At 73.2% G+C, this 20,046-nt stretch carries 20 protein-coding genes; 5 read left to right on the top strand and 15 right to left on the bottom strand.

The window, feature by feature from the left end; genetic code table 11:
* Window positions 1-4 precede the first annotated feature (4 nt).
* The 5 genes from HUT10_RS11230 to HUT10_RS11250 all read right to left on the bottom strand — a co-directional run bounded on the left by HUT10_RS11230 (window position 5) and on the right by HUT10_RS11250 (window position 6,105).
* A complete protein-coding gene (locus HUT10_RS11230) occupies window positions 5-2,209 on the bottom strand; it encodes a serine/threonine-protein kinase (RefSeq protein ID WP_176171134.1) in 2,205 nt (734 codons plus the stop codon).
* On the bottom strand, window positions 2,206-3,732 hold the full coding sequence (locus HUT10_RS11235; protein ID WP_176171135.1) for a trypsin-like peptidase domain-containing protein: 1,527 nt from the start codon (window positions 3,730-3,732) through the stop codon (window positions 2,206-2,208). The genes HUT10_RS11230 and HUT10_RS11235 overlap by 4 nt, the downstream gene beginning before the upstream one ends.
* Window positions 3,733-3,846: 114 nt before the next feature.
* On the bottom strand, window positions 3,847-4,818 hold the full coding sequence (locus HUT10_RS11240) for an ABC transporter permease (RefSeq protein WP_176171136.1): 972 nt from the start codon (window positions 4,816-4,818) through the stop codon (window positions 3,847-3,849).
* On the bottom strand, window positions 4,815-5,699 hold the full coding sequence (locus HUT10_RS11245; protein WP_176171137.1) for an ABC transporter ATP-binding protein: 885 nt from the start codon (window positions 5,697-5,699) through the stop codon (window positions 4,815-4,817). The genes HUT10_RS11240 and HUT10_RS11245 overlap by 4 nt, the downstream gene beginning before the upstream one ends.
* 10 nt (window positions 5,700-5,709) lie before the next feature.
* On the bottom strand, window positions 5,710-6,105 hold the full coding sequence (locus HUT10_RS11250; protein WP_176177777.1) for a GntR family transcriptional regulator: 396 nt from the start codon (window positions 6,103-6,105) through the stop codon (window positions 5,710-5,712).
* 110 nt (window positions 6,106-6,215) lie between these two features.
* Here HUT10_RS11250 and HUT10_RS11255 point away from each other — a divergent pair, with 110 nt between their 5' ends.
* The 3 genes from HUT10_RS11255 (at window position 6,216) to HUT10_RS11265 (ending at window position 9,681) form a co-directional block, all read left to right on the top strand.
* Window positions 6,216-6,989 carry a cyclase family protein gene (locus tag HUT10_RS11255; RefSeq protein ID WP_176171138.1) on the top strand — a complete coding sequence of 258 codons (774 nt, stop codon included), beginning with the start codon at window positions 6,216-6,218 and terminating at the stop codon, window positions 6,987-6,989.
* Window positions 6,986-8,605: a thiamine pyrophosphate-binding protein gene (locus HUT10_RS11260; RefSeq protein WP_176171139.1), complete on the top strand. Its 1,620-nt coding sequence runs from the start codon at window positions 6,986-6,988 to the stop codon at window positions 8,603-8,605. Before HUT10_RS11255 ends, HUT10_RS11260 begins: the two co-directional genes overlap by 4 nt.
* Before the next feature lie 92 nt (window positions 8,606-8,697).
* Window positions 8,698-9,681 carry a hypothetical protein gene (locus HUT10_RS11265; protein ID WP_176171140.1) on the top strand — a complete coding sequence of 328 codons (984 nt, stop codon included), beginning with the start codon at window positions 8,698-8,700 and terminating at the stop codon, window positions 9,679-9,681.
* A gap of 13 nt (window positions 9,682-9,694) precedes the next feature.
* Here HUT10_RS11265 and HUT10_RS11270 read toward each other — a convergent pair whose 3' ends face one another.
* Together HUT10_RS11270 and HUT10_RS11275 are read right to left on the bottom strand one after the other, a co-directional pair.
* The gene (locus tag HUT10_RS11270) at window positions 9,695-10,435 is read right to left on the bottom strand and encodes a hypothetical protein (protein ID WP_176171141.1); all 741 of its coding nucleotides are present in this window, start codon (window positions 10,433-10,435) and stop codon (window positions 9,695-9,697) included.
* Window positions 10,436-10,437: 2 nt separating this feature from the next.
* Entirely contained in the window at window positions 10,438-10,878 is a 441-nt protein-coding gene (locus tag HUT10_RS11275; protein ID WP_176171142.1) for an Lrp/AsnC family transcriptional regulator, read from the bottom strand.
* A 151-nt stretch (window positions 10,879-11,029) separates the two neighbouring features.
* Here HUT10_RS11275 and HUT10_RS11280 point away from each other — a divergent pair, with 151 nt between their 5' ends.
* Window positions 11,030-14,395 (top strand): indolepyruvate ferredoxin oxidoreductase family protein, encoded by a 3,366-nt coding sequence (locus HUT10_RS11280; RefSeq protein ID WP_254896827.1) that lies wholly within the window; start codon window positions 11,030-11,032, stop codon window positions 14,393-14,395.
* Here the strand turns inward: HUT10_RS11280 and HUT10_RS11285 are convergent.
* The 4 genes from HUT10_RS11285 to HUT10_RS11300 form a co-directional block, all read right to left on the bottom strand.
* Entirely contained in the window at window positions 14,376-15,002 is a 627-nt protein-coding gene (locus HUT10_RS11285; RefSeq protein WP_176171143.1) for a response regulator, read from the bottom strand. The genes HUT10_RS11280 and HUT10_RS11285 overlap by 20 nt on opposite strands.
* Window positions 15,003-15,069: 67 nt before the next feature.
* Window positions 15,070-15,576, bottom strand: a complete 507-nt coding sequence (locus tag HUT10_RS11290) for an ATP-binding protein (protein WP_176171144.1) — start codon at window positions 15,574-15,576, stop codon at window positions 15,070-15,072.
* Window positions 15,577-15,619: 43 nt separating this feature from the next.
* Entirely contained in the window at window positions 15,620-15,763 is a 144-nt protein-coding gene (locus HUT10_RS11295) for a hypothetical protein (protein ID WP_176171145.1), read from the bottom strand.
* Between the two features lie 46 nt (window positions 15,764-15,809).
* Window positions 15,810-16,451, bottom strand: coding sequence for an FMN-dependent NADH-azoreductase (locus HUT10_RS11300; protein WP_176171146.1), 642 nt, complete (start codon window positions 16,449-16,451; stop codon window positions 15,810-15,812).
* Window positions 16,452-16,533: 82 nt separating this feature from the next.
* Between HUT10_RS11300 and HUT10_RS11305 the strand changes: the two genes are divergently transcribed.
* On the top strand, window positions 16,534-17,004 hold the full coding sequence (locus HUT10_RS11305; protein WP_176171147.1) for a MarR family winged helix-turn-helix transcriptional regulator: 471 nt from the start codon (window positions 16,534-16,536) through the stop codon (window positions 17,002-17,004).
* A 4-nt stretch (window positions 17,005-17,008) separates the two neighbouring features.
* Here the strand turns inward: HUT10_RS11305 and HUT10_RS11310 are convergent, their stop codons facing one another.
* From HUT10_RS11310 to HUT10_RS11325, 4 genes are read right to left on the bottom strand one after another with little or no spacing between them, the layout of a single operon-like run.
* Window positions 17,009-17,611: a precorrin-3B C(17)-methyltransferase gene (locus HUT10_RS11310; protein ID WP_176171148.1), complete on the bottom strand. Its 603-nt coding sequence runs from the start codon at window positions 17,609-17,611 to the stop codon at window positions 17,009-17,011.
* Window positions 17,612-17,617: 6 nt separating this feature from the next.
* Window positions 17,618-18,232 (bottom strand): CPBP family intramembrane glutamic endopeptidase, encoded by a 615-nt coding sequence (locus tag HUT10_RS11315; RefSeq protein ID WP_176171149.1) that lies wholly within the window; start codon window positions 18,230-18,232, stop codon window positions 17,618-17,620.
* Window positions 18,229-19,119 carry an NAD(P)H-binding protein gene (locus tag HUT10_RS11320; RefSeq protein ID WP_176171150.1) on the bottom strand — a complete coding sequence of 297 codons (891 nt, stop codon included), beginning with the start codon at window positions 19,117-19,119 and terminating at the stop codon, window positions 18,229-18,231. Before HUT10_RS11320 ends, HUT10_RS11315 begins: the two co-directional genes overlap by 4 nt.
* Before the next feature lie 10 nt (window positions 19,120-19,129).
* Complete coding sequence (locus tag HUT10_RS11325; RefSeq protein WP_176171151.1) at window positions 19,130-20,038, bottom strand: DMT family transporter; 909 nt, start codon at window positions 20,036-20,038, stop codon at window positions 19,130-19,132.
* Window positions 20,039-20,046 lie beyond the last annotated feature (8 nt).

A 20,046-nucleotide genomic window follows, 5' to 3' on the forward strand; every position in this document is an offset into this window, starting at 1 on the left:
CCGATCACCTTCTCGTCTTCGGCCGGACGGAGTTCGCGAGATCGACCAGCACGCCGTGGGAGTTCCGGTCTCGGGCCCGCTCGGCGAGCCGGCGCAGGGACTGCTCCAGCAGCGATCGCAGGCCGCGCTCGGTGACGCGCTCGCCGAGCAGCTCGCCGCCGTTCCAGCCGTCGGTACCGCCCGGCTCGGTCAGCCCGGCCAGCGCGGCCTCGCGGACCAGCGCCTCCAGCCGGTCCTGGGCCTCGCGGTCGAGGTAGAGCTCGGGCAGCCGCCGGGCCGCGTCGGCGAAGTCGTCCCGCCCCGGCGGCCCGGACGGCAGGCGGCCGGCGCGGATCCGCACGGCGGCGATCCGGGCGGCGTCGTAGTGGCGCGAGATCGGCGGCACGGCGTCGAGCAGCGCGACCGCGGTGTCCCGGCCGTGCGTGCGCAGGGAGCAGCGGGCCAGGCCGAAGGCGGCGCTGACCTGGCCGTGGTCGCGGTGCCACACCGAGCGGTAGCAGCGCTCGGCCCGCTCGGTCTGCCCCCGCAGTTCGGCGCAGAACCCGAGCGCCAGCTTCGGCGCGAGCTCGCCGGGCCAGGCGCGGTGCACCCGGTCGAACGCGGCCGCCGCCTGCTCGGCGTCGTCGCGGGCCAGCGCCAGCAGCCCGTGGTGCCAGGCCGCCCGCCAGTCGCGCGCGGCCTCGGCGCCGAGCAGCTGTTCGGCCTCGGACAGGGCCGCGGCCGCGGCGTCGGAATCCCCCAGCGCGACCTGCGCACGCGTCCGGGCGAACGCGATCTCGACCGAGGGCTCGCCGAACATCTCGAGCTTGCCCAGCCAGCGGTGCGGCCCCGGCGCGCCCGCGATGGCGATGAACTCCGCCGCGGCGTCGTCCGGGGCGACCCGCGGGATCGGCAGACGTCCCGCGCCGTCGGCGGCGGCAGGCAACCCGAAGTCCAGTGGCCCGGCAGCACCTCCGCCACCGACCCAGAGGTCGAGGCCGGGTACCGCACCGAGGCCGTCGTCGAGCAGCTCCGCGGTGTCCTCGAACAGCGCCGACGGCACCGGCCGCGGCCGTTCGTCGCGCAGCGAAAGGATTTCCCGGCGCACGCCGTCGAGCTGTTCGGCCATTTCGGACGCGGTGGCGAACCGCCGCTCGAACGGCGCGACCGCGCGTTCGAGCACCCGGTGCAGCGAGTCGAGGCCGCCGGCGACCCGGTCGGGGTCGATGTCCTCGCCCGCGGCCTCGAGCAGCACCTGCAGCGTCCGGCCCACGGTGTGCAGGTCCGAGCGGACGGTCAGGCCGTGCCGGGCGAGCTCGTGCGCGGGAGCCTGGAACCCCTCGGTGCCGACGCTCGGGCCGGCCGGGTCCTCGATCGAGCGGGCGGCGCCGAGGTCGATGACCTTGACCCGCTTGTCGCCGTGGATCACGTTCTCCGGCTTCATGTCGCAGTAGAGCAGGCCTTCGCCGTGGAGGTAGTCCAGGGCGCCGAGGATGGCCCGGCCGTAGACGATCACGTGCTCCACCCGCGGCGGCGGCCCCTGCTTCAGCAGGTCGCGCAGCGACCGCCCGCCGACGTACTCCATCACCAGGTAGGTGTCCGGTTCGCCGCCGCCGGGTGCCGGGTGCTCGACGAAGTCGTTGACGCGCACGATGTTCGGGTGGTCGAGCCGGACCAGCACGTCCCGTTCGACCCGCGCCATCGCGCGCAAGACGGCGTTGCCGCTGTTGATCACGCCTTTGAGCGCCACGTGCTGGCCGCCCAGCGCGGTGTCGGCGGCCAGGTACACCCAGCCGAGCCCGCCACGGGCGAAACAGCCGAGGACGTCGTAGCGATCGCCGATCCGCTCGCCGCGGTGCAGCTTGGGCAGGAAGGAAAAGCGCTCGCCGCAGTGCTCGCAGAACCCTTCGGCGAACGCGGGTTCGCCGGCGTAGGCGCGGCCGACGGGCTCCCCGCAGTGGCCGCAGAACCGGTGCTGCTCCGGGTAGTCCGGGTCGGCGAGAACGAGCTTCTCCGGGTCCGGCACCTCGATCGCGGGCAGCGACTGGAAGTCCGCCTCGCCGCTCCACAGTTCGACACTGCGCCCGATTTCGCCACTACGCCGCGTGCTTTCCGGCGTAGGCACCGACGTGGCAGGCGGCTCGGCGGGCACCCGACGGCGGCCGCACACCTCGCAGAACCCGATCGGCCCGACCGGACGGCCGTGGCACCACACCGTATCCGCCGTCACGCGCCCTCCAGCCGGCGGCGGACCGCGCGCACGTACCGCTCGACCGGTTCGGCCGCGGCCTCCGGGTCGTCCGGCCGCGTGGTCAGCGCCGCCATGGCCGGCCGGTACAGCTGCGCCAGTTCCTCGTCCTCCATCAGGCCCGCGTCGGTCGCCTTGGCGTTGTAGCCGCGCAACCGTCCGTGCAGCTCGTCGTGCCGGGCGGCCAGCGCGTCGAGCTCGGCGTACAACCGGACCAGCGCCCACCGGGCCGCTTCGGCGTCGCGTTCGGTCGCCGCCAGTGCCCGCCGGACGCGGCCCGGTTCGATCCGTTCGCCCGCCGAACGCAGCGCCGCCAGCCGCAGGCGCAGGTCCGCGGAACTGCCCGGCACCGCCACGCGCGAGCCCAGCCGCGCGGCCCGTTCCCGGGTGCAGTCCTCCTCGTGCTCCACCATGTCGACCAGCAGCGCCAGCCGGGCCAGCCGCCGCGCGTTCCGCTCGCTCTCCCAGCGCCGGGCCAGCCGCACGCCGGGCGAGTCCGGCCCGCTGAACTGGACCAGCACGGTGGCACCCTTGTCCACCAGCGGCCGCACCACGTCGGTGAGCACCTCCTCCGGCGCCCGCGCGTCCTCGACGCCGGTCACCGCCACCGCGACGTCCTCCGGGTTGGTCTCCAGCACGGTGAGCACCTCACCGGTGCTGATGCCGGCGCTGACGTGCTCGGCCACTTCGCCGGTGGTCTTGCCGGTCGCGTCCACGATGGCGGCGAGCCGTTCGCCCGCCACCCGGGATCCCCGGCGTTCGCGCCGCACCTGGGCCAGGAAGCCGTCCCGCACCGCGGAGTCGCGATCGCCGATCACGACGATCAGCGGGCCGGCCGACGGCCGCGGCGGCTCGCCCACCCAGCGGGCGACGTCCGGCACGTGCCGGACGATCACCTCGACCGGGATCAGGTAGGCGAGCCCGGCGCGTTCGTCGGTGTACTCGGTGACCACCATGCCGAGCACCGCACCGGTCGCCTTGTCGATCACGCCCGCGCCGCTGAACCCGCGCCGGACGCGCTCGCCGGGCAGCGGCGAGTTCAGCTGGATCCACTCCCCGCCGGCCCCGGCCGGACCGGCCAGCTCGGCGTTGTTGACCCAGACGCCGTAGCGGTGCGGTGCGGGGAAGCCGTAGGTGTGGACCACGCGGTCGCGCACCGCGCCCAGGCGCACCAGCGGAGCGCCGGGCACGTGCGGAAAGGCTTCGGCGAGCTCCAGCAGCGCGATGTCGCCGCGGCCGTCTTCCGCCGGCGGCACCCAGCAGCCGGGCCGCACGGTGGCGAGCGTCTCCGGCATGCCGTCGAGACCCACGAACCGCACCAGCACGTGCGCGCCCGCAAGCGCTTCCTCCCCCGCGGCCTGCACGACGTGCGCGCAGGTGAGCACCGTGGATTCGCCCAGCAGCATCCCGGCGCCCAGTGCCCGGCCCGACGAGTTCACCAGGCAAACCCGCCACGGTTCCGGATCCCCCGCGCGCCCCTCGGCCGAACCGTTGTGCTCCCTCACCGGGTGCGACCTTACGACCCGGCACCGACGGTCCGGAGCGGGTTCGCCCGCTTGGCCCGGCAGATCACCCGATCGGCCGCCGGACTGCGGGTGACCGCCGGGAGCGGTGTGCGGTCAGGCGATCGTGCGCACCCGGCGGAGCGCGAGGAGCACCAAGATCGCCGCCAGGAACACGAAGATCCCGGTTTCGATGCCCTGGAAGAGCCAGAACCGGTCACCCGGCTGGTACAGCACCCAGTTCTGGGCGCCGGGCCCGGCCGCGGCGTCGGCACAGCCGCCGGGCGGGCACGGGCCCAGCTGGGCGTTCGGCAGGACCAGGTCCCCGGCCGCGTTGCGGACACCGACGTCCATCACCCAGTTGCCGGACGCCGGGTTCGGCGTCAGCCCGCCGCCGGGGGCGAAGGTGAGGTTCTGCGCGGGCAGGTACCGCGGGCGGGCGAGCACCTCGACCGCGACGCGGACGGCCACGAACCCGACCAGCGCCAGCCCCATGGCCGGCACGAGCTTCCGCCAGAATGTCCCGGCGAAGACACCCAGCGCCAGCGCGAACAGCGTGTAGGCGACCGGGACGATCCCCTGGACGTCGAAGGAGAGGTAGGTCAGCCGTCCGGTGCTCGCGCCGACCAGCGGCGCGAACCACCAGGACACGCCCAGCGCGTACCCGATCGCCAGCACCGTGGTCATCGCCCCGACGAGGCCGAACTTGGCCAGCGCCCACTGCAGCCGGGTCACCCCCTGTGTCCACACCAGACGGTGGGTGCCCTGCTCGACCTCGCGGGCCACCAGCGGCGCGCCGAAGAACACGCCGACCAGCACCGGCAGGACCACGAACAGCACGGCGATGAACACCATCCCGCCGAACTCCTGCTGGAACTGGTGGCCGAGGCTTTCACAACGCGAAGCCGCCTCCGTCTGCGTGATCAGCGACGCACTGCCGAGCGCGGACCGGCAGGCGCCGAGGCCGAGACTGTCGTACTTCGCGTGCATCGAAAGGCCCGTGGGCACCATGACCGCGGCGAGCGCGACCAGTGCGGCGAGGGTGAACAGCGCCTGCTTGCGGTGTTGCCGCCAGACCAGCCAGATCATGCCGGCACCCCCCACGCGGACGCCGGGACGCGGGTCTCGGGGTCGGCCAGGTGCGCCAGCACCACGTCCTCCAGGGTCACCCGGTACTCCGTCCACAGTGGATCGATCGGGCCGTCGCCGCGGCGGACCAGCAGCGTCGACTGGCGCTCGGAGTGGCTCGCGCGGACCACCTCGGCCACCCCGGCGATGGATTCGCTGCCGGCCCGCGGGCCGGTGAGCGTGCAGAAGCCGGCGAGCAGCTCGTCGACCGAGGCCGCCAGCCGGACCTCGGACCGCTGCAGGACGATCACGTGGTCGCAGCTGCGTTCCAGGTCGGCGAGCAGGTGCGAGGACAGCAGCACGGTCGTCTCGCTTTCGGCCACCGCACCCATCAGCGTCTGCATGAACTCGCGGCGCGCGAGCGGGTCCAGGCTGGCGATGGGCTCGTCGAGCAGCAGCAGCCGCGGCCGTTTGGCCAGCGCCAGTGCCAGTGCGACCTGGGCGCGTTGCCCGCCGGAGAGCTTCCCCACCGGTTTGCCGGGCGGGATGCCGAGCGCGGCCAGCCGGTCGCGGGCCAGCGCGGCGTCCCAGCGGCGGCGGTTGAGCTTGCCGCCCATGGTGACCAGTTCCGCCGCGGTGAAATCGCGGTAGAGCGGGGTGTCCTGCGCGACGAACCCGACGTCCGCCAGCGCGGACCGCGGCTCCCGCCCGAAAACGCGCACTTCGCCCGCGTCGGGTTCCAGCAGCCCGACGGCCAGGTGCAGCAACGTGGTCTTGCCCGCGCCGTTCGGGCCGACCAGCGCGGCGATCCGCCCGGCAGGCACCTCCAGCGCGCAGTCGCGCAGCGCCCAGGTGCGCCCGTAGCGCTTGCCCAGCGCCCTGGCTTCCACCGCCAGTTCCATTCCGGACTCCCTACGACAGATCGTGCGGCACCCGGGTGCCGCGGATCGTGGTTTCGATGAGGGCGGCGATGTCTTCGGGCGACATCCCCGCGGTTTCGGCGCGTTCCAGCCAGGCCACCAGCTCGTCGCGCAGCTGCGCCTGGTGGCCCAGCGAGGGCCCGGCCAGGCTGCCGGTGACGAACGTGCCCAGCCCCGGGCGGCCCTCGGCCAGCCCCTCCAGCACCAGTTCGCGGTAGGCCTTGAGCACCGTGTTCGGGTTGATCGCCAGCGCCTCGGCCACGTCACGCACCTTCGGCAGCTGGTCGCCCGGCCGCAGCAGGCCCACGCGCAGCGCCTGCTTCACCTGGACGACCAGCTGCATGTACGTGGCCACCCGGGAGCGGCCGTCGAGCACGAACTCGATCACCCTGCCCACCCTCCTATTGTCTTACGACATTAAGACAACACCTCCCGGCGCGTGCGTGTCAAGGCATAGGGTTGGCGATCAGCGGACGCACACGGCACCGGGAGGCAGGCATGGCGTTGTTGGACGAGCTCGGCAAGGCGATCGCGGGCGGGGCGGTCGAGATCGTGGACCTGACCGCGCCGCTGAGCTCCGGCACCCCGATCCTGCGGCTGCCGGAGCCGTTCGCCAACACCATCCCGTTCCGGCTGGAGGAGATCAGCCGCTACGACGAGCGCGGCCCGCGGTGGTACTGGAACGACATCCACACCGGCGAGCACACCGGCACCCACCTGGACGTCCCGGTGCACTGGGTGTCCGGAAAGGACGGTCACGACGTCTCGCGGGTGCCGCTGCGGACCCTGGTGGCGCCGGCGGTCGTGCTCGACTTCTCCGCGCGGGCGGCCGAGGACCCGGACTTCCTGCTTTCGATCGACGACGTCCGCGCCTGGACGGCCGAGCACGGCCCGCTGCCCGACGGCGGCTGGCTCCTCTACCGCACCGGCTGGGACGCGCGCAGCGGTGACCAGGAGGAGTTCCTCAACGCCGACGAGACCGGCTCGCACACTCCCGGCGTCTCGCCCGAGTGCGCGCGGTGGCTCGCGGAGGAAACGCCGATCACCGGGCTCGGCGTCGAAACCGTCGGCACCGACGCGGGCCAGGCGCCCGGCCTCGAGCCGATGTTCCCCTGCCACGAGCTCCTGCTGGGGGCGGGCAAGCACGGCCTCACGCAGCTGCAGAACCTCGCGGCGCTGCCGCCGGCCGGCGTGCTGCTGCTGGTCTCGCCGCTGCCGATCGTCGGCGGCTCGGGCAGCCCGGCCCGGGTGCTGGCCCTGGTGGAGCGGTGAACGTCGCCGAACTCGTCGGTCGGACACTGGCCGGCCTCGGCGTCGGCACCGCGTTCGGCGTGGTCGGCAGCGGCAACTTCGAGGTGACGAACGCGCTGCGCGCGGGCGGCGTCCGGTTCGTCGCGGCCCGTCACGAGGGCGGCGCGGCGAGCATGGCCGACGCGTACGCCCGGATGAGCGGCGAGGTGCCGGTGCTGTCGCTGCACCAGGGCTGCGGGCTGACCAACGCCGTCACCGGGATCACCGAGGCGGCCAAGAGCCGCACGCCGGTGCTGGTGCTCACCGCGGACTCCGCGGGGTCGTCGGTGCTGTCGAACTTCCGCATCGACCAGGACGGCCTGGCCGCGGCGGTCGGCGCGGTCCCCGAGCGCGTGCACTCGGCGGCGAGCGCGGTGACCGATACCGTGCGGGCGTTCCGGACGGCCCGCCAGCAGCGCCGGACGGTGGTGCTGAACCTGCCGCTCGACGTCCAGGCCCAGCCGGCGCCCGGCCCGCCTTCGCTGCCGGTGCTCGCCGGCCCCGCCCCGGTGCGGCCGGACGCCGCTTCGGCGGCGGCGCTGGCTAACCTCCTGGCGGCCGCCGAGCGCCCGGTGTTCATCGCCGGCCGCGGCGCCCGTGACAGCGGAGACGTGCTCCGGGAGCTGGCTTCGCGCAGCGGCGCACTGCTCGCAACATCCGCGGTCGCGCACGGCCTGTTCCACGGCGACCCGTTCGCACTGGGCATCTCGGGCGGCTTCGCGTCCCCGGCGGCCGCCGAACTGATCGTGGGCGCCGACCTGGTCGTCGGCTGGGGCTGCGCGCTGAACATGTGGACCACCCGCCACGGCAAGCTGCTGAGCCCGCACGCCAAGCTGGCCCAAGTCGATCTGGAGCAGGCGGCGCTCGGCGCGCACCGCCCGATCGCCCTGGGCGTGGTCGGCGACGTCGCCTGCACCGCCTCGGACGTGCTCGCCCTGGTTCCTCCGCAGGTGGGTTACCGCACCGACGAGGTGGCGGCCCGGATCGCGACGGGCCGCTGGAACAACATCGAGCACGAAGACCTGACGGGCGACGGCCGGATCGACCCGCGGACACTGAGCGAGCTCCTCGACGAGCTGCTGCCGCCCGAGCGGATCGTGTCGATCGATTCGGGCAATTTCATGGGCTACCCGAGTGCCTACCTGTCGGTCCCCGACGAGCGCGGGTTCTGTTTCACCCAGGCGTTCCAGAGCATCGGCCTCGGTCTGGGCACGGCGATCGGAGCGGCCTTGGCCCAGCCGGACCGCCTGCCGGTCCTCGGCACGGGCGACGGCGGCTTCCAGATGGCACTGTCCGAACTGGACACCGCGGTCCGCCTCGGCCTCGCGCTGGTGGTGATCGTCTACAACGACGCGGCGTACGGAGCGGAGGTCCACCACTTCGGCGACGCGGACATGACGACGGTCCGGTTCCCCGACACGGACTTGGCGGCCGTCGCCCGCGGCTTCGGCTGCACGGGCGTGACGGTCCGCTCGCCGGACGACCTGCCGGCGGTGCGCGAATGGCTGGCGGGACCTCGGTCGGCCCCCTTGGTGATCGACGCCAAGATCGCCGACGACGGCGGATCGTGGTGGCTGGCGGAGGCGTTCCGCCACTGACCCGGCCTTGACACGGCCCCTGGCCGCCCTGGATGCTGGCCGAGTTGTCTTACAGTCGTAAGACAGTGGGGGAACTACCCGAGGAGCTTCTCGTGCGACTCTTCCTGGCCGTCTTGGCGGCCACGACGTTGCTGGTCACCCCGGCGGACGCGGCCGGCCAACGCCCGGACCCGGCGGCGGCGGTGCTGGCGGCGTTCGACAGCCACGCGATCGTGGCGAAGTCCAGCCCGGACGTGGGCACGTTCGTGTTCGACCTGATTCGCGACCCCCGCTTCCCGGGCCGGGTGAACGACATCGCGGTGGAGTGCGGCAACGCGCGTCTCCAGCCGTTGCTGGACACGTACACCGCCGGGGGCTCGGCGCCGGAGATCAGCAGGGTGTGGCGCGACACGACGCAGCCGAGCTGCGGGTTCTCGACGTTCTACGAGCAGTTGTTCGCCTTGGTCCGCCAGGTCAATGCGACATTGCCGGCGGCGCGGAAGATCCGGGTGCTGGCCGCCGATCCCCCGGTCGACTGGAGCCGGGTGCACGCACCGGCGGACCTGGAGCCGTTCCTGGACCGCGACGCGTCGATCGCGTCGGTGGTGAAGACGCAGGTGCTGCAGAAGAACCGCAAGGTGCTGATGTTGTTCGGGTTGGGCCACTTGACGCACGACGGAGGCAGCGCCGCGGTGGCCCGCCTGGAGCGCGAGTACCCGGGCGCGGCGTACGTGATCGCGGACCATCGCGGGTTCACGGCGGACAACGCGCGCTTGGAGCAGAGGCTGGGTCCTCGGCCGGCTTTGGTGCCGATGCGGGGTTCGTGGCTGGGTTCCCTTTTGGCGACGTACTTTCCGGTGAACCGCGACTATCCGCCAGGGACGCGGGGCTATCCGGGCGTGGACGCGTACCTGTACGAGGGCCCGGCGGATCTCTTGCTGCGGGAACCGTTGTCGGCGCGGGCGGTCCTGGACGCGGAGTACCTGGCGGAGCTGCGCCGCCGGGCCACGGCGATCGATGCGCCGCCGGATTCGATCGAGTGGCCGGAGACGTTCTTCGAGCGGGAGCGGACTTCGGGAGTTCTGCTGCGTGGTTAGCCGGTGCGCTCCTTCAAGACCGAGCCACCGGATGCACCACCCAGACGTTGGCTTCGACGTAGACCGCGAAATCCCCCACAGTGGACACGAACACGGGAGCAAGAGCCCCCGGAACGACCACCGACCCGGCACGATCGAACGGCAACCCGGTCCACCGCCGCCACGAAGCCAGCGACCCCTGAACGGTAGCCGAACAGGAAGCAACCCCGGCGATCACACCGCCGGCACGCACATGGGTCCGCAGCCACCGATCCACCGGAAGCCCATCCGAGCGAACGGCGAAGGCGTAGTCGGCCATGGCGGAACCAGGATCCGAAGCTTTGTCGGGCGGCCGAACAGGAATGACCAGCGACGAAAGACCGGCCGCAGCAACAGCATCCCGCATGGCGGCAAGAACGAGCGAGGACAAACCACGCCCCTGCCAAGAGGGATGCACAGCGATCTCCAGCCCGCACGCAGTATCCGGGGCAACACCGTCAAGAGCGTCCTCGGCCGCCCGAACGGCGACCTCGTCCCAGCCACGATCCGGATAACCCGACCGCCACCGGAACGGAACCATGATCCCCCGCGCCACCGGAACCCCGCCCTCCAGCAACGCCACCACCAGATGCGGCCAAAGCCGCGCCACCCGCCGCCCGCGGACGAGCGAGCCGGCCAAGCTCCCCTCCATGAACCGCGGCGACTCCGGCGGATACGGAATCCCGTACACCGCCTCGAAAAGGTCCGGCCGCTGCGCCAAAGACACGATCTCCACGGCTAACGCGACCAGGATTCCAGCGCGATCAGCGTCTTCGTCCCCGTGACCTGGTGGTGCCGCCGGATCTCGTCGATCGTCTTCTGCAGGTGGGCCATGTCCCGGACGCGCAGCCACACCAGCGCGTCCGGGTCGCCCGCGATGGTGAACACCGCCTGGGCCTCCGGCATCCGCGTCGTCGTCCGCAGGATCTCGTCGACCTTCGCGTTGCCCACGAACCTCAGCTCGGTGAACGCCTCGATCCCCCAGCCCAGCTTCGCGTGGTCGACCTGGACCGTGAACCCGGTGATCACCCCCGCCTCCCGCAGCCGGTCGATGCGGCGCTTGACCGCCGCCGTGGACAGGGTGACGCGGGCGGCGATGTCGGACAGCGTGCGGCGGGCGTCCTCGCGCAGCAGGCCGAGGATCTCGTGGTCGGTCGCGTCGAGCAGCTCTTCGGGCATGCGTCAGAGCCTAGACACACGCAAAAATCCGCGTCAAACAGCACCAGAAGCCACGAAACTTTGCGTACCACCCCACAAAAGCATCACGCCTGTTGCGCGACTGTGGCCCACGTCGCATCGTGCCCGAAACGAAGGCGAAGGGAGCCGCGCCGTGGAGACGTTCACGCTGGAGGACCGCTATCTGCGGGAGGCGGGCACCGTGCACCTGACCGGGGTGCAGGCCCTGGTCCGGCTGCTGTTCGACCGCGTCCGCCACGACCGTGCCCTCGGCGGCGACCCGGCCGTCTTCGTCTCGGGCTACGAGGGCTCGCCGCTGGCCGGGTACGACCTCGAACTCGGCCGCCGCGCCACGCTGCTCGAAAAGTACGACGTCGTCCACCGGCCCGGCCTGAACGAGGAGCTGGCCGCGACTTCGGTGCTGGGCAGCCAGCTCGTCGCGGGGGCGGGCGGCCGCAAGGGCGTGACCGGCTTCTGGTACGGCAAGGCACCCGGTCTCGACCGCGCCTCCGACGCCCTCCGCCACGCCAACCTGGCCGGCACCGACCCCCGCGGCGGCGCCGTCGCACTCGTCGGCGACGATCCCAACGCGAAGTCCTCCACCGTGCCCTGCGCCTCCGAGCTCGCCCTCGCCGACCTGGCCATCCCCGTGCTCTTCCCGTCCGACGCCCAGGACGTCCTCGACCTCGGCATGCACGCCGTCGAGCTGTCGCGGGCCAGCGGGCTGTGGACGTCGCTCAAGGTCGTCGCCAACGTCGCCGACGCCTCCGGCACCGCCACAGTGAGTCCACAGTGGACCGCGCCGCGGCTCGAGAAGGCCTACCGGCACACACCGACCTCGCGGCTGCTCGGCGCCGGCCTGGCCGAGCTCGAACGCAGCCTCTTCACCGTCCGGCTGCCGCTGGCCCTCGAGTACCTGCGCGCGAGCGGGATCAACCGGATCACCGCGCGCGGTCCCGCCGACCGGATCGGCATCGTCTCCGCCGGGAAGTCCTACCTGGACCTGCAGCAGGCGCTGCGCACCCTCGGCCTGGACGAGGAGAAGCACGGCATCCGCATCCTCAAGCTCGGCGCGATCCACCCCGTCGAGCCGTCGATCGTCCGCGAGTTCGCCGACGGCCTCGGCGAGATCGTCGTCGTCGAGGAGAAGCGCGCCTTCGTTGAAACCGCGCTCAAGGAAATCCTCTACGGCGTCCCCGACGCGCCGAGGATCCTCGGCAAGAAGGACCGCGGCGGCCGGACGCTGTTCACCGAGCTCGGCGAGCTGGACCCGGACGGCATCGCCGCCGGACTGGCCAGGATCCTGCCGGCCGGGATCCCGTCGGTCGACGCCTACCGCGGACGCCGCCGCCGCGAGCGGATCGCCGTCCCGCTGCTCGCCCGCACGCCGTACTTCTGCTCGGGCTGCCCGCACAACTCGTCGACGAAGGTACCGGAAGGGACGCTGGTCGGCGCCGGCATCGGCTGTCACACCATGGCGTTGTTCATGGAGCCGGACCAGGTCGGCACCGTGCTCGGGGTGACGCAGATGGGTGGCGAAGGCACCCAGTGGATCGGCATGGCGCCGTTCGTCGAAGCCGAGCACTTCGTCCAGAACATCGGCGACGGCACGTTCACCCACTCCGGCAGCCTCGCCGTGCGCGCCGCGGTCGCGGCCGGGGTGAACATCACCTACAAGCTGCTCTACAACTCCGCCGTGGCGATGACCGGCGGCCAGGACGCGGTCGGCGGGCTGCCCGTCGAGAAGGTCGCCCAGCTGCTGCTCGTCGAAGGCGCGAAGCGGGTCGTGATCACCAGCGACGCACCGGCCAAGTACCGGAAGCTGCCCGACGGCGTCGAGGTGCGCGACCGCAGCGAACTCCTGCGCACGCAGGAGGAACTGGCCGAGGTCAAGGGCGTCACCGTGCTGATCCACGAGCAGGAGTGCGCGGCCGAGAAGCGCCGGAAACGCCGTCGCGGCAAGCAGACCGCGCCCGCGACGCGCGTGGTGATCAACGAGCGCGTCTGCGAAGGCTGCGGCGACTGCGGTACCAAGTCGAACTGCCTGTCCGTGCAGCCGGTGGCGACCGAGTTCGGCCGCAAGACCGCGATCCACCAGTCGTCGTGCAACGTCGACTACTCCTGCCTGGCCGGGGACTGCCCGTCGTTCGTCACCGTGGTGCCGTCCGGGAAGAAGCGGCGCAGGAAGACCGCCCGGCTGGCCGCCGACGCGATCGTGGCCCCGGAGACCCGCGGAACCGACTTCACCGTGCGGATCACCGGGATCGGCGGCACCGGCGTGGTCACCGTGACGCAGATCCTCGCCACCGCCGCGGTGCTCGACGGCCGGCACGTCCGCACGCTCGACCAGACCGGGCTCGCGCAGAAGGGCGGCGCGGTCGTCTCCGACCTCAAGGTGACGGCGGAGCCGGTCGAGCAGGCCCCGAAGCTCGCCGCCGGCGAATGCGACCTCTACCTGGCCTGCGACGCGCTGGTCGGGGCGGACGCGGCGAACCTCGGGGTGGCCGATCCGGCGCGCACGACCGCCGTGGTCTCCACGACCGAGGTGCCGACTGGCCGGATGGTCGTCGACACGACGGTGTCCTTCCCGGACCCCGGCAGCGTGCTCGCGCCGCTGGAAGCGGCCACGGCGCGCACGATGTCGCTGGACGCGCGCGGCCTGGCCGAGGAGTTCTTCGACGACGACCAGTTCGCCAACGTGCTGCAGCTCGGCGCGGCCTTCCAGACCGGCGCGCTCCCGCTGCCCGCGTCGGCGATCGAACGCGCCATCGAGCTCAACGGCACGCAGGTCGCCGCCAACCTGCAGGCGTTCCGCCGCGGCCGCCTGCTCGTGGCCGAGCCCCCGGCGGCCACCCCGGAGCCCGTCCGGACGGCGGAGCCCGGCGCCGTGCGGACCCTGGTGCAGGCCGAGCCCGGCTCCGAGCTGGCCCGGCTGCTCGACATCCGCGTCCCCGACCTGATCGCCTACCAGGACAAGGCCTACGCCCGCGCGTACGCGGAGTTCGTCGAGCGGGTGCGGGTGCTGGAGGACGGGCCGACGGAGATCACCGAGGCCGTCGCGAAGCACCTGTACAAGCTGATGGCGTACAAGGACGAGTACGAGGTCGCGCGGCTGTCGCTGGACCCGGCGTTCACCGACGGCCTCGAGGAGCAGTTCGGCGCGGGCACGCGGTACGCCTACCGGCTGCACCCGCCGGTGCTGCGCGCGCTGGGCATGCAGCGCAAGATCAGCCTCGGCCCGTGGTTCCGGCCGGCGTTCCGGCTGCTCCACGCGCTGCGGCGGCTGCGCGGGACCCGCTTCGACCCGTTCGGCCGCGCCGAGGTGCGGCGGGTCGAGCGGGAGCTGATCGAGGACTACCGCACGGTCGTCCTGGAGGCGTTCCGCACGCCGGACCGGGCGCGGGCGCTGGCCCTGGCCGAGCTGCCCGACCTGGTCCGCGGCTACGAGGACGTCAAGCTGGCCAACGTGGCCCGCTACCGCGAGCGGCAGGCCGAGGTGCTCACGCCCGCAGGTAGCTGAGCATCGCCTGGGCACCGTCGGGGACGCGCAGTTTCGTGCTGACGTCCCCGGCGTGCTGCCGGGCCGCGGCGGTGCCGATGCCGAGCAGCCGCCCGATCGTCGGCACCGAATGGCCTTCGGCCAGCAGGGCCACGACTTCGCGTTCGCGGGCGGTCAGGTTCGCCACCGGGTCGCCGGGCCGGGGCCGGGCGAGCTGGACGGCCACGACGTCCCGGTCGAGGACCGTGCCGCCGGCGGCGACGCTCCGGAGGGCGCCGAGGAACTCGTCGGGCTTGCCGACGCGCTCCTTGAGCAGGTACCCGGCGCCCCCGCCGCCGGCGGCCAGCAGGTCACCCGCGTAGCCGTCTTCGACGAACGCCGAGAGCGCGAGGATCGCCAGGCCGGGCACGCGGCGCCGGGCTTCGAGGGCGGCCTGGAGCCCTTCGTCGGTGAACGTCGGCGGCATCCGGACGTCGACGACGGCCAGGTCCGGTTCCACGCTCTCGACCGACGTCACCAGGTCACCGGGGTGGTCGACGGCGGCGGCGACCTCGAACCCTTCGCTGCGCAGGAGCAGCACCAGTCCCTCCCGCAGGAGGGCGTCGTCCTCCGCGATCACGATCCGCACGGCGGCTGCCTCCTCGCGTCCACACGTCAGCCCCTGCCTGGAGGCACGGACGCGCGGGCGAAAACGTTCAGCTCTGGCCGGACCAGCCGCTCAGCCGGGTGAGGAGGCGTTCGAGGACCTCGGGGTCGGCGGCCACCGGGTCGCCCGAGACGGGCTCGTCGACCAGCGTGCGGCGGTCCTGGCGCCGAGGCAGGCGGACCTGCCGCGCGGACATCCCACCCGGCAGGGGGAGTTCGCACCAGGTGGTCCGGCCGCCGCCGTCGGCGGGCGCGACGCCCATCCGCTCGCCGGGGCGGCCCGGGGTGTCCGGACGGCCGGGGACGTCGTCGTCGACCTCGACCGACAGCACTTCGGCGTGCAGCCGCAGCCGCAGCGTGACGAAGGCGGGCGCCTTCGGGTCACTGGCGTCGATCACGGCGCCGACCAGGTGTTTCGCCGTGCCGGTCACCTGATCCAGCATCGGCATCAGGGACCAGTCGGTGAGGATGAGGCGGACGAACAGCTCGGTGACCGGCAGCGCGCTGGGCTGCGCGACGAGCCGGATGTCGTCCATCTGGGAGGTGTGCGCGCTCAAACCCGACCTTCCTCGCCCCGGGTGCGGCCCAAGCCGCACCACGTCAGTCCGCCCGCCGCGGCACGGTACCGCCCGGCCCGGGCGTTGCTGCCGTCGGGGTGAGCTGCTCGCCGCTCGACACGCAGGCGGTCGAGCCGGGGTGGACCGACGCCGGCCGCGCGTACTCCGCCGCGCGGCCGGACGTCACGGGCGCCGAGCCGGAGCTCCTCGGCGTCGGGCCCTCCTGGGCCGGCTCAGACCCGGGCCTGGACCCACAGCTCGTCGATGGCGCGCTCCGCCGCGGCGAGGCTTTCCTCGGCGAGCGGGACGAGGTCCGCCATCGCCGGGCGGGCCGGCGCCAGCGTCAGCTCGGCGGTGATGAACCGCGGCTCGAGGCCGGTGAGGGAGACGCCGTGCGGCAGCCACTGCTGGGCGTGGTCCCAGCCTTCGCGGGGGGTGCCCTCGCCGTAGCCGCCGCCCCGGCTGGCCAGCACGACGAACTCGCGGCCGCCGAGCAGGCCGGTGTAGGTCTCCTGGTCGACCGAAAGCCCGGGGGCGATGAGGTGGTCGACCCAGGTCTTGACGCTGCTCGGCGGGCCGAAGTTGTACAGCGGCAGGCCCAGCAGCACGGTGTCGGCCGCCTTGACCTCGCTGATCACCTCGACGGTCCGCGCCCAGGCCGCCGCCTGCTCCGGCGTGTGCTGCTCCGGTGGCACCCGGTCGGCGAGGCCGCTCGTCGCGTCGAGGTGCGGGAGCGGGTTCGCGCCCAGGTCGCGGTAGGTGACCGTGCCGTCCGGGTGCGCGGCGCGCCACGCCGCCGCGGCCCGGGCGCTGAGCCGCCGGCTCACCGAGGCGTCGCCCTGGATGCTCGAGTCGATGTGCAGAAGATGAGCCATGTCGTTAGCCGTCCATAGATCGTTGGTGTAGGACAAACTATTGATAGCACATCGACCATTGGACTGCCCATATACTGGGCGCATGACCTCGCTCCCGGTCGTCAACCAGCCCCCGCACCGCTGCGGCGCGCTGCTCGACCACCTCGCGCGCCGGCTGCGGCTGCGCAGCGAGTCGGTGCTGGCCCCGCTCGGCCTGCGGCCGCGCCACCTGATCGCCCTCACGGTGCTGCGCGACGCCGGCGGCAGCTCGCAGCAGGACCTGGCGAAGTTCCTGGAAATGGACAGCACGAACGTGGTCACCCTGCTCAACGAGCTGGAGACGGAGAACCTGGTCGAGCGGCGCCGCTCACCCGAGGACCGCCGACGGCACCTGGTCGAGCTGACCGACGTGGGCGCGAAGCTGCTGGCGCGCGCCGAGTTCGCCCTGGCGGCGGTCGAGGACGAGGTGTTCAGCGCACTGAGCGACGACCAGCGCGAGACGCTCTACACGCTGTTGCAGCAGGCGAGCAGCAAGACGAACACGGAGGCCTGCCGGGAAGCGCGCCCCTGCTGAGGCCTCAGGCGCCGGTGATGTCGCGCGCCAGCCGCTCGGCTTCCGGCAGCGTGAACCGGCCCGAGATCTGCGTGGCGCCGTCGGTGATGGCGGCCTGGATCTGCGGCGCGGTGAGCACCCGGCTCCGCACGACCATCGCGACCTGGTTGCCGACGTTGCGCCCGGTCCACTCCGCCCACGTCCGCGCCCCGGCCGCGGTGAAGCCGAGGTTGACGACGGAGCTCCCGGTCGCCGGATCGAGCCGGGCTTCCACCCACCCCACGTCCGCTCCGCTGAGGAACCCCGGGCCGAGGACGTACCGTGCCCCGGTCAGGGCGTCACAGCTGACCAGCGGCAGGGCCGGATCGTCCCGGCCGTCGAGGGTGTCCGGTGCGTCCCGGCCGCAGTCGAGCGCTCGCGCCGCGGCCTCCTGCGCGACGGGGTTCGTGCTCTGTCGCTCTCCCGGTGCGCCGGCCGCCGGCCCGGGCGGCAGCTCGCCCAGCACCGGGCGGAACCGCAGCCGCGTCCCGTCTTTCACGACGAATCCGTCTCCCGACGCCCGGCCGGGCACTTCGGCCTGGCAGCCGGCGAGGACGAGAACGGCGAACGCCGCGGGGAGAATCCGCACGAGGAGTCATCTTGGCGCGCGCACACCGGACGAGTCGAGCGTTTCGGGCGGAAACAGGCGCGGCATGAAGGCCAGCATCAGCGCCGACCAGACCACGTGCGTCAGCAGCGGCGCCTGCACCCCGCCCGAACGCCCGCGCTGCCACGCGAACAGCGTGCCCATCACCGCCGAGGCCAGCACCAGCGCGGGGTTTCTCGTCGCCGTCGTCGAAAGCACGTACACCGCCGTCGAAGCCCGTGGCCCTGCCGCGTCGTAGAGCGCGCCGCGGAAGAACACCTCCTCCGCCGCTCCCGTCAGCAACGCCGTGGCCGCCACCGAAGCCCTGGAGCCGCGGTGGGCGTGGTCCAGCACGCCGGTGATCGCGCTGCGCAGGAGCGGGATGCGGCGGGCCACCAGCGCGCACCCGTAGAACACGCCGAACGCGCCCGCCCCCACGGCCACCGGCTGCACGACGTCCCCGCGTCCCCGGCGCACCGGCCCGGCCGCATGGGCGCCCGCGAGCCAGGTCGCCGCGACCGACGCGGTGAGCACGTGGAAGCGGCGGGATCCGGGCCGGCTGGCCAGTGACGCGCCGAGCAGGCCGGAGCCGGCGGCGGTCACGGCGGCGAGCAAGGGCTTCACCGACGGCTCTTCGCGCGCTCGCCCAGCGCCTGCAGGACCGCCTCGTCGTAGCCCATCGGCTCGAACTCGACGATCCGGCGGATCGAGTCGTCGCGGACGACGACCTCGTTGGTCATCGAGTCGATCAGCGCCCGGCCGGTCGGCACGTCGATGTCCGTGACCAGCGACAGCCAGTACGACGACAGCCGCGGGGACAGCAGCGGCACCGGCAGGATCACCAGCGGGCGGCCCTCGATCGCGGCCACCCGCTGCAGCATGTCGCGGTAGGCCAGCACCTCGGGGCCGCCGATGTCGAACGTCCGCCCGGCGGCCTCCGGGTGGTCGAGGACGCCGGCCAGGTAGCGGACGACGTCGGCGATCGCGATCGGCTGCGTGCGGGTGTTGACCCAGCGCGGGGTCACCATCGCCGGCAGGTGCTCGACCAGCTGCCGGGTCAGTTCCCACGACGTGCCGCCGTGGCCGACCACGATCCCGGCGCGCAGCACCGTCACCGGCACGCCGGTCTCCCCCAGCAGCCGCTCGACCTCGCGGCGGCTGGCCAGGTGGTCCGACAGCGAGTCGTCGTCGTCCCCGAGGCCGCCGAGGTAGACGATCCGGCGCAGGCCCGCGCCCTCCGCGGCCCTGGCGAACGCGCGCGCGGCGTCGGCGTCGCGGCGCTTGAAGTCCGCACTGTCGAGTGAATGCACGAGGTAGTACGCGGCCTCGGCCCCCTTGAGCGCGTCCCGCAGCGAGCCGACGTCGGCGACGTCGCCGCGGACGGCTTTCCCGGCGCCGCGGTACTTCGCGGGGTGGCGGGTCATCGCGAGCACCTCGTGCCCGGCCTCTTCCAACGCCGGGCACAGCCTGCTGCCGACGAACCCCGACGCCCCGGCCACCAGCACTCGCATGCCCGCGACGTTAGCCGGGACGGCCTTCGCGCGCAGAACGTCCACCACCGGCGAAACAGACCGCGGCGACGACTCCCGCGCAGCCGGCCAGCTGCGCCCACCCGGGCCTCTCCCCGAGCAGCCCGATGCCGAGCAGCACCGCCCCGACCGGCTGCAGCAGCATCAGCGTCGCGCCCGTGGTGGCCGGCATCCGGGGCAGCGCGGCGGAGATCAGCAGCCAGCCCGCCAGCTGGCCGACGACGGCGAGCGCGACCAGCCAGCCGAACGCGGGCAGGCCGGGCGTCAGGTCGAGCGTGCCGGTCGGGACGCCGAGCACGACGGCGACCGCGCCGGCGGAGACGGTCGCCAGCACGAGCGAATGGGCCTGGGTGCCGGTGCCGCCGCTGAGCCGGATCAGGAAGAGGTAGCCGGCGTACCCGGCGCCGGCCAGCAGCGCCGCGACCGCGCCGGTGACCGGGTCCGGGCCGAACGAGCCGGTGCCGGCGAACCCGCCGGCCAGCACGATCCCGCCGAGCAGCACGGGCACCGCGGCGAGGAACCGCTTGGACGGCCGCTCGGCCAGGAACGCGAACGCCAGCAGCGGCACGATCACCACCTGCACGGCGAGGAGCACGGTCGCGATGCCGGCGCCGACCCGCGGGATCGCTTCGCCCCACAGCACGAAGTCCAGGCCGAGCCCGGCCCCGGCCAGCAGCGGGAAGAGCACGCGGCGCCGGCCGCCCTTCCGCCGTTCGCGCCGGGCCAGCAGGAGCAGCACCGGCAGCGCGAGCAGGCAGCGCCAGAACGCGCTGGTGCTGCCGCTGACGTGCGAGACCTTGATGAAGACCGACGACAACGAGATGCAGAAGCTGCCGAGCGCGGCGAGCAGCCGCGGGTCGAGGCGGCGGGTGGGCCTCAGGGTGGGCACGGTCGTGAGCACGCCTCCAG

Source organism: Amycolatopsis sp. Hca4, from assembly GCF_013364075.1.
Lineage (GTDB): Bacteria > Actinomycetota > Actinomycetes > Mycobacteriales > Pseudonocardiaceae > Amycolatopsis.